Origin of the sequence: Candidatus Phycorickettsia trachydisci (assembly GCF_003015145.1) — a bacterium.
GTDB lineage: Bacteria > Pseudomonadota > Alphaproteobacteria > Rickettsiales > Rickettsiaceae > Phycorickettsia > Phycorickettsia trachydisci.
Map to the genome: position 1 here is coordinate 127,024 of NZ_CP027845.1, position 14,198 is coordinate 141,221.

Sequence of the window (14,198 nt, forward strand, 5' to 3'; positions counted from 1 at the left end):
TTAGGTAATAATATGTTAGCATCATACGCAAGTAGGCCTGAAAATACAAGAGGCAGAAGATTTTTTGAACTACCCGACCTATATAGAAGTTGCTTTGAAAAAGACAGAGAAAGAATCATCCACTCTAATGCATTTAAAAGACTAGAGTACAAAACGCAAGTCTTTGTAAATCATCAGGGTGATCATTATCGCAATCGCTTGATTCATTCTATTGAGGCTGCAAATATTGCAAGAATCATCGCTCGTAAGCTATCATTATGTGAAGATTTAGCCGAATGTATTGCTTTGTCTCACGACCTTGGTCATCCTCCTTTTGGACATGCAGGGGAATCTGCCCTTAATGAGTGTATGAGGGAGCAGGGAGGATTTTTCCATAATGACTTTACTATTAAGCTGATTACACAAGTTGAAAAAATGTATACAGCCTTTGATGGTTTGAATTTGTCCTGGGAGATTATAGAAGGTGTTGCAAAACATAATGGTCCAATAAAGGCATATGATGAATCTAGAGCATCGGTCTTTAATTACAATAAGGAAGTGGATTTACAGTTAAATACATATTCTTCAGCTGAGGCGCAAGTTGCCTCTCTTTCTGATGATATTGCATATAATTCGCATGATTTAGAGGATGGTATTAGGGCTGGGATGTTCAGTATTGAAGATGTGTGCAGCATTGAATTTTTTAAAAAGAATATTGCTGAAATCAAAATCCAATTTCCAAACATCAACTCACACATGTTAATTTACGAAAGCGTCAGGCTTTTCACTAAGACGCTTGTATATGATGTAATTGAACAATCTTCTAACAATATCCATAACAATCAGCTAACTTCGCCTGATGATATAAGAAAATTTAATAGGCCTGTTATAGCTTTTTCGCCTGCTATTGGTAAAATTGTGGAGGAAGTACAGAGTTTCTTACAGCAAAGGTTTTATGGTCATAGACGCATAATAATTGAGGCTTTCAAATCAAGTCAAATCGTTAAAGATTTATTTAATCTTTACATGGAAAATCCTTTTTGTATGCCTGTTGAGTGGCAAAAATATATTAAAGGTCAAAATAAAGCTAGAGTTGTTGCTGACTACATAGCGGGAATGACTGATAGATATGCAATTCGTGAGCATCAATCGTTCTTCTCTTCATCAGTATGAGTGTATTTAAGGAATTTCAGGGAGTTATAAACAAGGGTCTTAAGCAAACTTTTGATATAGAAGAGGGATTTGTTGAAAATATTATAGTTGAAATGCCTCGTGAACAAGGTCATGGTGATCTTTCGACAAACGCTGCAATGGTTTTGGCTGGTAAGCTAAAAAAAGCTCCTAAGGTTATTGCTCAAAGCATTTGCGATTATCTACAAACTCATCCTGATGTGGCTAAATGTGAAATTGCAGGCCCAGGTTTCGTAAATTTTGACCTTAAGGTTGCAAGATGGCAAAAGGGGTTGAAAGAGATTTTAGAGTTAAAAGAAAAATATGGACAAGAAGATATTGGGCAAGGAGTAAGAGTTAACGTTGAGTACGTATCTTGTAATCCTACAGGGCCGATGCACATAGGGCATACGCGGGGAGCCATATACGGTGATGCCTTAGCAAATATTTTGCAATATGCTGGATACGATGTGGTGCGTGAGTTTTATATTAACGATGCGGGTTCTCAGTTAGATATTTTGGCCACAAGTTTATTTTTGCGCTATCAAGAAGCCTTAACGGGAAAGGAGGTAAAAATTCCTGAAGGTTTATACCCAGGAGAATATCTTATTCCTATAGGAAAAAAATTAGCAAAAGAACATCAAGACTTATCTTTAGAAAAAGATGCGGAGATAATTAAGAAATTTGCTGTTAAAGAAATGATGGCCTTAATCAAAGATGATTTGGCTGCCCTAGGCATACATCATGATATCTTTTTCTCCGAGAAGACTTTTTTGCACGATCAAAATAAAATTTCTAAAGTTATAGAAGAACTTAGAGGAAAGGGTTTTATATATCAAGGTACTCTTCCATCTCCTAAGGGAAGAGAATTGGAAGATTTTAACCCTGAAGAGCAACTTTTGTTTAAAAGTACCGAATTTGGCGATGACCAAGATCGCTCACTTCAGAAGAGGGATAAAAGCTGGACATATTTCGCTGCCGAAGTTGCATATTTTAAAGATAAAATCGAGCGCGGATTTAATAAGCTAATTCTTGTTTTGGGCGCTGATCATGTCGGCTATATTAAAAGAGCTAAAGCTGTATGCGCTGCGATAGATAAATCCGTAGATTGCATCATTACTACTTGCCAGCTAGTTAATTACATGAAAGGAGGGCAGGCTATTAAGATGTCTAAGAGGAGTGGTAATTTCTTATGTGCAAGTGACATTATGGAGCTAGTGGGTGCTGATGCTTTGCGTTTCATGATGCTTACGCGTAAGAATGATGCGATAATTGATTTTGATGTTGATCAAGTTGTGGATTATTCAAAAGATAATCCTGTATTTTACGTCCAATACGCACACGTGCGTACAAATTCGATTCTAAATAGTGCTCCTGAAGATGTGCGCACAATTTTTGAAGAAGGAAAATTTGATTTATCACTTTTATCCTTAGAAGAGGAGATAAGTTTAATAAAAAAGCTTGCCTCTTGGCCTAAAGTATTAGAAGGCGCTGTAAAAACTTTTGAACCTCACCGAATCGTATTTTATCTCCAAAGCTTAGCGGCAAGCTTTCATGGTTTGTGGCAGCTTTGTAAAGATGGTCAGTCGTATCGTTTTATAGTAGAAAACAATCCTCAACTCACAGCAGCTCGTTTTACCTTAGCTGCAAGTATTAAAATCATTATTGCAAATGGACTTGGTCTGATAGGCGTTAAGCCTATGGAGCGAATGTAAATGCCAAAAAGAAAATTTGATGATCTAGATACTACAGATCAAGATTTGGAGGCGGTCGTTAGGGCAGAAGTAGAGCGTCTCAACTTTGCTGATCCAACTAATGACTTAGCCTTTAAAATTCTCCTTGGCAACAACGAATATACACAAATACCAATTCATTTTTTAAATACTTTATTGGGCTTTGAAGGTGATAATGCAATTACTGAACTGGTAAGTTTAAGTGTAGATTTACAAAAATTCAGCTTAACAGAAGTTCGTAGTGCCGTAGATATTAAATGCATCACTAGCTCCGGAAAGGAGATAGCCATAGAAATGCAAAAAAGACATAAAGACTACTTTTTATCGAGGATGCAGACCTATATGTCTTTGCTTACGATGGGACATGTTCAAAGGGGGGATTCGGCAAAATATCATCTTAAACTTAGAGATACCTACATACTAATTATAGCAAAAGAAAATATATTTAAAGGACAGGATGCAATTTTTAAAGATGGGGTAGAAGATGATTCGTATGAAAAAGTTGTTGTACCTTGCATTAAAGGTTTGGGTCAGGAAGTGCCGCAGAATAAATTGCATTGGGTATTTTTTGAACTTGATAGATTTGCTGAAAGCATCGCACAAAAGAAAAGAGAGGAGTATACGCCAAAAGAGCAATGGTTGGATTTCTTGTTAAATTGTCCTATAATGACAAGTATACCAAGTGACATTGATCCTATAATTCAAAATGCATACAGAGTTATGAAAAATATTATGGAAGATCCCGCTAAGCGTGAAGAATACATTTCGGCAGAATTAAAAAAGGCTGAAGATGAGAGAGAAATAGAAAAAAATAGAGCAGAAGGTAAAGCTGAAGGTATCATTGAAGGAAAACTAGAGGATTTTTATAAAGCCTTAGTCATACCATTGCAGCATGAGTTTTTAACTAAGATATTTGGATCAACTTTTAATGAAGAAAAAATTACCGCTGCCGAAAAATATATGTTGGAGCATCCAACAAATCATAGCTTAGATGACGTATCAAAACTTCTTTTAGGTGAAACGTTGAATGAAGCCGGAAGTGCTGAAAATATGTCCTCAAGTTAATGTTAGATTTAGGGTTTTATTTTTTTAATAAAATCTTGCATCTCATAAAACCCTTTAGGTATAGACAAGATCCACCTAGCAATATTGATAGCTCCTAAAGGTATACTAAGTGACGCTGATCCTGTAATTCAAGATGCATATAGAGTTATGAAAAGGATTATGAAAGGCCCTGCCAGACGCGAAGAATACATTTCGGCAAAATTAAAGGAGGCTGAGTTAGAAAGAGAGTTTGAAGTATGTGCAGAAAAAGGTAAAACAGAGGGTCAATTAGCCTTACTTGTAAGTTCCATTTCAACTATAGAGTCGCTGCCTAGGTGTGCGACCTCTATTTCTTCGCAAAGTATGGGAATTGCATCTGTTAACTCGTCGCTTTGAAAAAAATAATGGCGTAAAAACTCTTCTAAGAAAACCTCATCTTGTAAACTGCGGCATTCAGCTATACACTTCTCGATTATTGTCTTAAATTCGGAAGTTTGGGCTTCGGATTTAATGTGTATAAACATTAAATTAGCTTTGTAATTATTGAGTTGATTAACTGACTCTTCTAATTCAGGAACTAATTTCTGTAATAGATCATAAAGTTCAGTATTAGATTCCTTATATTTATCTTTGTTATTGCGATAAAATTCAAGTGCATTATATAAATCAACTGTAGGGTTTGATATATCTCCAATTTTTTTGGCTATAAAAGTCATTTTTAGTTCATCTAAATCAATATGATTCCAAGCTATTGCTAAACTTTTTGTAATTTTCTGAGACAATTGAGTATACTGTGGATCGTCTGAAACTTGCCTAAAAGTGTTAAAAATATTGAGCCAAGCTTTAAATTTCTGATAAGAATTACCATATTCAAATATATATAACATCGTGGAACTAGAGAGATAATTTACGTGAAATGGTTTTGTTATGTCAATCTTCGCATTATTAGTCAATAACACCAATGCAGCTCTATTTTTATCAGCACATATTGCCTTATCTAAGAGGGTATGATTTGCCATATCTTTTGCATTTACATCAGCTCCAGCTCTAATGATAATATCCATCGTCTTTATATCGTCGTAATGAACGGCGACCAAAAGCATATTATCTAGAGCCTCTTGGAGATTAGGTTGAGATCGAATTTTAGTCATAATAACTTTAAATTCATCATTTAGAGCTGCTATTCCTTCTTTTGTAGCTTCTGTATTTTCCAATGATTTTAATAAATCATTCATTTCCTTTTCAATAATGCTTAGTTTTGCTTCTCTATCTTCAATTCTAATATGGGGTTTTATTAGAGATTTGCTTGAATATTTATTCTCCGGCATTTTTATTGCATCTGCTAATTTTTGAGCGTCATTATTTTTGTTCCCCAGCATATTTATGAACTTTTTCATACGATCGTTTTTTAGGTTTATGAATAAATAATAACTAAAAGGTATTAAAAAGTACACGTACTCAATTAACCTGAAAGTGCAACTTTTCTACTTCGACTTTTTAATTTTTCTAATATTCGTATTCCATATAGGTTGGTATGAAGCGCATTCGTATGAATTGCTAAAATTTAATATCAGCAAATACTTAGATTTTTTCATCGCACAAAATTGTTAACAGTGAGAGTTGTAAGTAAAGGGATAGTTATTATCAAGTGAATTTTTCAAGAAATAAATAATTTAGTTTTTTTGTTTGAAGTGCCTTAAGTAATTCTGTTTTTCTTTCTAATTTTACAACATAAACCAAAGTGCGTTGCAAAAAATTTAGCTGAGGGAATTAATACTAACTCTAGGCATTATCTGATCAACTTTAGAAGAAGGTCTTGTTGTTATGCAAGACCTTTGAAGATAATTAAATTATGAGCTTTTGCTTCTCAAAATATCCCTTAAATATCTTTGAGTGCACAATGCTTTAAAGCTTAATTTTTTGGGTTTTTATCACTTTCTGAGTTATTTTGATTTTCTTGCATACGCTTTAGATATAGTCTTGAAAAATCTATAGGGTCCATCATAAGTGGTTGGAAACCTCCATATTGGGTCGTATCTGCTACGATTTTACGTAAATAAGGGAATAACATAGAGGCACAATGTACTCCTAGAGCCATGTTTTGCTTCTCAGGAGCAATATTTGCTAGGTGGAAGATTCCGGCATAAATTACTTCCAGAATAAACAATACATCAGCATTATGCATAGCTTTAACATGAACAGTTAATGCTACTTCAAAAAAATCTGTTTCCGATAACTTCGATACATTAATATCTAAATTTAAATCTATAGTTGGTGGATTTTCAATTTTAATACTTCCAGGAATAGCGGCGTTTTCAAAAGATAAATCTTTAATATATTGAGCACTAACTGAAATTTGGGGTAAATCTTGTTCTGTTTCTTGAGACATAATTAAATAATAGGTAAAGTTACACCGGTTTGTTTCATATACTTACCACCTCTATCTGCATAAGATATTTTACATCCTTTTTGTGCTTTAAAGAAGATAAACTGGCAAGCTCCTTCTCCTGCATAAATTTTTGCAGGTAGGGAAGTTGTATTGGAAAATTCTAAAGTTACATGACCTTCCCATTCAGGTTCAAGGGGCGTAACGTTGACAACTATACCGCAACGGGCATACGTTGATTTTCCAACGCATATAACTAAGACATCACGAGGGATTTTGAAATATTCAACCGTACGTCCAAGTGCAAAGCTATTGGGGGGTATAATGCAGACGTCTGTTTTTTTGCTTACTAAGCTAGCTCTGTCGAGTGCTTTAGGATCTACAATGGCAGAGTTCACGTTAGTAAAGATTTCAAATTCATCCGCAACCCTTGCGTCATACCCATATGAAGAAAGGCCGTAAGAAATAATTTTTTTGTTATTTGCATCAACTCTTACTTGATCTTGGGTAAAAGGTGATATCATGCTATTTTGCAGCGATATTTCTGCAATTTCTACATCAGAAAGTATTGACATAAAAAGCTTTGACTCTGATAACTATCTGTTATCCTATTAAGTTGTACGATTGAAATTTACAATAAATATAATAATGCGAATATTGCAAAATTTGCAAACATTAATTTGGATAATTGCAAAACTAATCGTTTTAGGAATTACCATTCTCGTAGTAACAGACTATATAAAGGAATTAAAAATGGAATATGTAATAGATACTAGTACGCATAAAGTTATTATCTTTACAAAAGAATCTTGTTCATATTGTACAAAGGCTAAGAATCTTCTTGATAGTAAAAAAGTGGATTATAAAGAAATAGATATAGAAGGTAAGGAAGATTTAAAGCGAGCTTTAGTGCTTAAAACTAATGGATCGACGACCGTGCCGCAGATATTTATCAAAGGTGAATATATAGGTGGATGTGATTCATTATATGCTCTTGATGCTAAGGGACAATTAGATGAAAAATTAGGATTAGAGGAAAAGTTACAATAAAAATGGAGTTTATAAATTACTTTGGTTGTGACGGATTTAAAAGTTTAAGAGGTTATGATCCTGACTTATTAGGAAATAAGGGGGCTAATTTGTCTCACTTAGCAGATCAAGGTTTCAGGGTCCCGCCAGGATTCATCTTGTCAAGCCAGTTGTGCAAATATTATTACGACAATAATAAGACTTTGCCTAATGACTTTGATGAGCAATTGCGTAAGGCTATCAAAGTTTTAGAGTCTCAAAACGGTAAAGTTTTTGGCGATAGCAAATCTCCTCTGCTTCTTTCTGTCAGATCTGGTGCAAAGGAGTCTATGCCTGGCATGATGGATACTATTTTAAACGTAGGAATCAATAGAAAGATAGCAGATGGTTTGTCTAAAAATGTGAGTCCTATTTTTGCTCAAGATACGTATAAAAGGTTTTTGCACATATATGGCAGTCTTGCTCTTAAAATACCTAGTAATAAGTTTGGGGCTTGCAAAAAAGATAGCTTGCAACAGACAATTGTATCTTTTGAGGAATTAATTAATGATAATAGCCCTGGATATGACCACAGTGATGTGTTTGGACAGTTAAAAAAATCCATTGTTGCTGTTTTGGATTCTTGGAATTTTGAAAAGGCTGCTACGTATAGGAAGATCTACAATATTTGTGAAAAACAGGGCACTGCTGTGATAGTACAAACAATGGTTTTTGGAAATATGAATGACCATTCAGGTACAGGTGTTGTTTTTTCTCGTAACCCTATTAATGGTGCAAAGGAAATATATGGAGAATTTTTATTGAATGCTCAAGGAGAAGATATAGTATCTGGCACAGGACATCCTAACCCGATCAATGATAAATCAAATCCGCATAGTATGGTTAATCAAATGCCTGAGCTTTATGCGGAGTTAAAAATCTTAACAGATAAGCTAGAGACGCATTATAAAGATGTTCAAGATATTGAGTTTACAGTCGAAAATAATAAGCTTTATTTGTTGCAAACCAGAAATGCCAAAAGAACAACAGCGGCTAGTATCAAAATAGCAATAGATCTTGTCCATGAAGGTTTAATATCAAAAGAACAAGCTCTTTTGCGCGTTGCTCCAGAATCTCTGTCTCACTTGATGCACTCATCAGTGAAGTATGATTCAGAAACTCAAATTATTGGCAAAGGTTTAGCTGCTTCGCCTGGTGCTGCAAGTGGTATAATCGCATTTACTGCTGAAGAGGCTGAAACAATTAATAAGAGAGGTGGGAATTGCATTTTAGTTCGGATAGATACAAGCCCTGAAGATATTAGAGGGATGCACTTTGCTAATGGCATTTTAACAAGTAAAGGTGGGTATACATCTCATGCTGCTGTGATTGCAAGGGGTATGGGTAAGCCTTGTGTTTCTGGTGCAAATTTCACGATAGATTTGGATGCAAGAATTATAAAAATTAAAGATACTATTCTTGATGCAAGTAGCTGTTATATTACTATTGATGGTTCAACGGGTAACATTATATTAGGACAGGTGGATCTAAGCTTTGAGGAATTTTCGTCAGAATTTGAGGAATTTATGAAATGGGCTGACAGTATTCGTAAAGTCAAAGTAAGAGTCAATGCTGAAAGTGCCTTGGACATTTCATATGCGTTAAAATTTGGTGCGGAGGGTGTTGGACTTGCAAGAAGTGAGCATATGCTCTTTGAAGCTGAAAGATTAAAACTGATTCGTAAAATTATTTTAGTAAGCAAACCTGAAGAGAGGTCAAATTATATAAGAGATTTATTTAAACTTCATAAAAAAGACTTTAAAGAGATGTTTGCGATTTTAGATGGAGCGAATGTTAATGTAAGATTATTTGATCCGCCCTTGCATGAATTTATATCTTTGGATGATGCAAATAATATTGCTCAGACTTTGGAAATGGATTTAGACTTTGTAATTGAAAAAATTAAGGCTATATCAGAAAAAAATCCAATGCTTGGGAATCGGGGCGTGCGTTTAGGTATGACTTATCCGGAGCTTTATGAGATGCAAGCCGAAGCAATTTTTGAAGCTCTAGTGGAAGTTAGAAAAGTTAAAAACTTGAACATTCATTTAGAGATTATGATTCCATTTATTTCGAATGAAAACGAGGTCATCAGGATAAGTAATTTGATACGCGAAGTGTCTTTAAAAATTCAGGGCAGCTATGGACAATTGATCCAATATAGGTTAGGTATTATGATAGAGTTGCCAAGAGCTGCTTTAATTGCTGATAAGCTTGCGATGCATGTGGATTATTTTAGTTTTGGGACGAATGACTTAACCCAAACGGTTTATGGCATTTCTCGAGATGATTATGATTCATTTGGGGTGGTTTATAAAGATTTAGGGATTCTTGAGAATCCTTTCCTATCAATTGATGAAGAAGGGGTAGGTGAGATTATGAAGATTGCCTGCGAAAAAGCTAGATCAGTAAAACCTTCTCTCTCGTTTAGTGTGTGTGGGGAGCATGCGGCAGATCCTAAATCCATAAATTTTTTAAATAGTTTGGATTTAAGTTATATCAGCTGCTCGCCCTTCAGAATTTTAATAGCAAGATTAGCTGCAGCTCAAGCAGTAATAAGGAATAATTATGGCGCGTAAAAAAAGTTATATTTTTGAAATACTTGAAGTATTGGCAATAGTATTAATTATTAGGGTACTGATTTTTGAGCCATTTTATATTCCATCAGGCTCAATGAATGCTACGCTTCTTGAGGGTGACTATGTTTTTGCTACAAAATATGATTATGGATATAGCAATTTTTCTATTCCTTTTAGTCCAAATATTATATCTGGAAGATGGCCTAACTGGAAGCCTGAGCGTGGGGATATAGTAATTTTTAGGCCTCCTCATCATATGGATATAAGGTACATCAAAAGACTTATTGGGCTTCCAGGTGATCGGATACAAATGGTTGGTGGAGTGCTGCATATTAATGGTAAAATGGTCCATACAACATATATTGGTAAACATAAATTGGGTGAGGATGGAAAAATACGAGAATATAATGAGTATCAAGAAAAGCTACCTAATGGTAAGACTTATAATATTTTGCTAGATCCTACATCTTGGAGAAGAAATACAAAAGTGTTCGAGGTGCCCCCTGGGCATTACTTCTTTTTAGGTGATAATAGGGATAATTCTTTAGATAGTAGGTATACTTTAGGATATGTTCCTGAAGAAAATTTAATAGCCAAGGCAAAAATCATATATTTCTCGTCCAAAAGTAGCTTATTTCCAAAAGTTGATAATCAGGGTAATTATGACTATAATCCATTATATATCTTGACTCGTTTCATTCCTTGGGTGTTATCCCTGAGTCCTAGTAGGATATTTAGAATTGTATATATTTAAAAAAATTAGTTAAATGGTATTAGAAGAGATAGTATTAGATACAGAGACAACCGGTCTTGATCCAAAAAGCGGTCATAAGATAGTAGAAATCGGAGCCATAAAGCTTAAAAACAAGATTCCGACAGGTGATAAATTTCATTATTATATAAATCCTTTGCGCAGTATGCCAATAGAAGCATACAACGTGCATGGGATATCAGAAAGTTTTCTATCTGACAAGCCAACATTTGATATTGTAGCTGATGAATTCTTAGACTTCGTCAAAGGGTCGACTCTAGTAATTCATAATGCTGCATTTGATGTGAAGTTTTTGAATCATGAGCTGATTACTATTGGTAAAGGGCCTTTATGCTCTTCTATTAAAGTTGTTGATACTCTTCAATTAGCCAGAAGTCTATATCCTGGAAAAAAAGTTTCTCTCGATGCTTTATGTGAAAGGTTTAAGCTTGATTTATCTAACAGAAAGCTCCATGGCGCTCTAAAAGATGCTGAACTGCTTGCTGGAGTCTATTACTTCATGAGTATAAGTTCTTTGCAGCAGCAATGTACTTTCGAGATGCAAGCAGACTTTAAAGAAATCAAAAAAATGAATCAAAAACAGACTAGTCTATCAGCTAAAGTTATTAAACCTACTGAGCTTGAGTTGCAAGAACACCTAGCATTAGTGCGAAAAATGCAAAATGCTCTTTGGAATGAGTATAAGTAGGTCATATTAACTAGTTAAGCCGTAGCTGGTATTACAAATATATTTAGTATTGACCAGTTTGAGGCATATCTGCTTTAAACAAACCCTTAAAAATAATATTTTACTAGACGCTGTTAACAAACTAGTTCTTTTTGGTGTTTTTGACGTTGCAGTCGTGCTCAAATCCTCAAATATGTTTAGTATTATCCGGTTTTCTGCGCGTCTGCTCCTAAAAAACCCCTCAAAAGAACTAGTTTATTAACAGCGTCTAACTGTACCTAGTTACCAATCTAAGGGTCTAGTGATGCAAAAGTACAAAAAGTTTCATAGGATTTACAACCTCATTCAGCAAAGCTCTCCCAATCTTTATTTATTCCATTGATTTCAGTGTCACATAAACCGCTATCTAGAGTTATATCGGACACATCAGACGATACAGACATGGTATCTTGCTCATCACCACTATCATTACTATGATTATTATCCTCGAGTACGAATTCATACCATTCATCAGACGGGCCAAAATCTAATACCTTCCCTTTTTCTGGACGAGGTCTTTCTGATTCTTCTCTAGGATGTTTTTCGGGACGGGGAGGACATACTAGTTCGCGTTTAGTAGGGATGGGGGAATCTAGACATATCTGTTTGCTCTGATTAGACCTTGGGGAATTAGGTTCATCAACGTACGGATTTAGAAAAGTTTTATTTATATCTACTAATCCAATATTTTGTTGTTGCTGATTTATGGTCTGTGCTTCATGCATTGCTGAAGAGTATTTTTCTTGAGTATCTTTCATCTAATATTATTTTTTTAAATTTAGTTTGGAGTTGTATTATAGCGCATTAATTTTTAAATATGAAGCATAATTTTATATTTATTAAGTATACTTAAATACTTTTAAATGATATTTTACAGATATAGTAGCCAATTAAAGCTTTTAACAGAAATGACAAGAGAGTTATTGAGCAATGAAAATGTTAAAAATAGAGAATGGATAAAGAGGCTATTTAAGTGCAATGTACAAACTTTTACGTACAAGAATTCAACTGTTTGAATTAAGTTATATAAAGTAGATGAGGAAGAAGTAGTGTTAACTTAGAATACGAATAGCATTAATTTAGAATAAACTTTAAAGATATTTTTATAGATTGTCTTAAACGTGGCTGTTCTGAGTCAACCAAAGCTGGTTTTTTGTTGAGGAATCAAAACAGGCAAGAGTCTCTATAACCAAAGAAAAAGGCTTCGTATTAATCATTTTTTATAGATCATAGGTAATCTTACGAGGGATTTTTGCCTCAAGATCGCCATAAGGCCACAAATGCAGAAATTTATACAGTCAAAGGCTTGAATAGTAAGCTACGTTACTCATTAGAGCATTTCCATAGAAAAACCAAACGTTATAGCAAATGCACTACAATGGTTGTGCTCTTAGTTTCTCTATTTATTGGCAAATATATTTGTATGTTAGCAATACCTAAGTAGGTAGTAAGTTTGTAAAAATTTTCAGTTTAATAGGAGAAGATAATGATCATTAGAGGTCAACCAGAGCCAAAGAGCTCTGGAAGACTTAAGAAAGCAAGATTAGATATCAAATCTTAATTTTGCTAAGATGCTGTGACCACGGACAGAAGTTTTGTAATCAAGAGTTTTATCTTTAGGTTTAGCTTTGCCATGATCGCTGTAATTGTACTCTAAACCTAGTTTGGTATTATCAGCTACATCAAATTGAGCACCTGCACCAATAACCCAGCCGAAATTGTAAGAATTTTTGAATTTTCCTATTAATTCACCATCAGAGTCAACCGCTTTACCACTAACATTTGATAGCCCAATACCTCCAGTAACATATGCTTTACCTAAATCGTAAATATCAATCAAATCAAATGCTCCTCTAATTTGTACGGCGTTAACCCTTAATTTGAATGATGTAACATCTTTGAAATTATCCGTTGAGCCAGACACCTTATTTTGTATTTTTGATTTATTCAAAAAAGGTTTTACAAATACGATTTCTGTTCTGAAATTATCTGTGATGTAGTAACCAGCTCCAAGTCCCATTTCAAAAGCTGTTCCAGGTGTTTTAACTTTAATGTCATAACCGTCTGCTTTCGGTTTAGAAACTTTATTTTGTAGAGATAGGCCCAATGCACCACTTAAATAAAAGTTACCTTCTTTTGAACCTTCAGCTGAAGCAGAGAAAGCTGTAGCTGTAGCTAAAAGAGCTAAAAACGTTTTTTGAATTTTTGTCATATTGTATTACTTAAAAAATTAATAGTTTATAAAAAATAAGTAGCCCTCCATATCAATGGAAATAACTTACTTAACAGATGATATATGATTTTATAAGAATAATCTACTAAAATCCTCTTTATCAATTGATACAAGAATATCACGGTGTTGCAAAAATATCACACTTATAAAAAATAAAGGTTAATAATTTTGTTAATGAATCGTGATTTACTTACATCATTTATGGCTTAAATTGCTCATTATATCAGGTTTCTAGTAAATAGCTTTGAGTAGTTTTAAGATATTAGATAAAAATATTACATAATATTAAAACAATAAAGCAATTTAAAATAAGTACTTTTGTAAAATAACAATTAATTAGTATTTTCATCTTATAGGAATAAAATTTGAAGGTTAATAACGTAAGTTTTGATTCTTATTTTTTTATTAAGGGTGTAATTTGTTGCTTTGCTTTTTATCGTACCACAAAAAAGTTCTTAGCTATTGAAGTTGTCTCCCTTGGTCAGAAGGCATTAAGGAGTTTACTGTCTAAGCTTGATAGGTGCAAAA

The 14,198-nt window shown here is 34.1% G+C and carries 12 protein-coding genes; 7 read left to right on the forward strand and 5 right to left on the reverse strand.

Annotated features, from left to right (window positions below; translation table 11 throughout):
* Positions 1 to 12 precede the first annotated feature (12 nt).
* Genes phytr_RS00490 through phytr_RS00500 form a run of 3 tightly spaced genes read left to right on the forward strand, consistent with a single transcriptional unit; the run spans position 13 to position 3,947 of the window.
* Positions 13 to 1,152, forward strand: a complete 1,140-nt coding sequence (locus tag phytr_RS00490; RefSeq protein WP_106873939.1) for a deoxyguanosinetriphosphate triphosphohydrolase — start codon at positions 13 to 15, stop codon at positions 1,150 to 1,152.
* Positions 1,149 to 2,864, forward strand: coding sequence for an arginine--tRNA ligase (gene argS, locus phytr_RS00495; protein ID WP_106873940.1), 1,716 nt, complete (start codon positions 1,149 to 1,151; stop codon positions 2,862 to 2,864). Before phytr_RS00490 ends, argS begins: the two co-directional genes overlap by 4 nt.
* The gene (locus phytr_RS00500) at positions 2,865 to 3,947 is read left to right on the forward strand and encodes an Rpn family recombination-promoting nuclease/putative transposase (RefSeq protein WP_106873941.1); all 1,083 of its coding nucleotides are present in this window, start codon (positions 2,865 to 2,867) and stop codon (positions 3,945 to 3,947) included.
* A 263-nt stretch (positions 3,948 to 4,210) separates the two neighbouring features.
* Here phytr_RS00500 and phytr_RS00505 read toward each other — a convergent pair whose 3' ends face one another.
* From phytr_RS00505 to dcd, 3 genes are all read right to left on the reverse strand, one after another.
* Positions 4,211 to 5,323, reverse strand: a complete 1,113-nt coding sequence (locus phytr_RS00505; RefSeq protein WP_106873942.1) for an ankyrin repeat domain-containing protein — start codon at positions 5,321 to 5,323, stop codon at positions 4,211 to 4,213.
* A gap of 515 nt (positions 5,324 to 5,838) precedes the next feature.
* Entirely contained in the window at positions 5,839 to 6,315 is a 477-nt protein-coding gene (gene secB, locus phytr_RS00510; protein WP_106873943.1) for a protein-export chaperone SecB, read from the reverse strand.
* A 2-nt stretch (positions 6,316 to 6,317) separates the two neighbouring features.
* Entirely contained in the window at positions 6,318 to 6,887 is a 570-nt protein-coding gene (gene dcd / locus phytr_RS00515; protein WP_106873944.1) for a dCTP deaminase, read from the reverse strand.
* Positions 6,888 to 7,065: 178 nt separating this feature from the next.
* Between dcd and grxC the strand changes: the two genes are divergently transcribed.
* The 4 genes from grxC to dnaQ are packed head-to-tail and all read left to right on the forward strand — an operon-like array spanning position 7,066 to position 11,419.
* A complete protein-coding gene (gene grxC / locus phytr_RS00520; RefSeq protein ID WP_106875021.1) occupies positions 7,066 to 7,362 on the forward strand; it encodes a glutaredoxin 3 in 297 nt (98 codons plus the stop codon).
* A 2-nt stretch (positions 7,363 to 7,364) separates the two neighbouring features.
* A complete protein-coding gene (ppdK, locus tag phytr_RS00525) occupies positions 7,365 to 9,959 on the forward strand; it encodes a pyruvate, phosphate dikinase (RefSeq protein ID WP_106873945.1) in 2,595 nt (864 codons plus the stop codon).
* Positions 9,949 to 10,713 (forward strand): signal peptidase I, encoded by a 765-nt coding sequence (gene lepB, locus phytr_RS00530; protein ID WP_106873946.1) that lies wholly within the window; start codon positions 9,949 to 9,951, stop codon positions 10,711 to 10,713. Before ppdK ends, lepB begins: the two co-directional genes overlap by 11 nt.
* A gap of 13 nt (positions 10,714 to 10,726) precedes the next feature.
* Positions 10,727 to 11,419, forward strand: a complete 693-nt coding sequence (gene dnaQ, locus phytr_RS00535) for a DNA polymerase III subunit epsilon (RefSeq protein ID WP_106873947.1) — start codon at positions 10,727 to 10,729, stop codon at positions 11,417 to 11,419.
* Between the two features lie 320 nt (positions 11,420 to 11,739).
* Here dnaQ and phytr_RS00540 read toward each other — a convergent pair whose 3' ends face one another.
* Positions 11,740 to 12,195: a hypothetical protein gene (locus phytr_RS00540; protein WP_106873948.1), complete on the reverse strand. Its 456-nt coding sequence runs from the start codon at positions 12,193 to 12,195 to the stop codon at positions 11,740 to 11,742.
* Between the two features lie 785 nt (positions 12,196 to 12,980).
* Complete coding sequence (locus tag phytr_RS00545) at positions 12,981 to 13,649, reverse strand: outer membrane protein (RefSeq protein WP_106873949.1); 669 nt, start codon at positions 13,647 to 13,649, stop codon at positions 12,981 to 12,983.
* Positions 13,650 to 14,198: the final 549 nt, after the last annotated feature.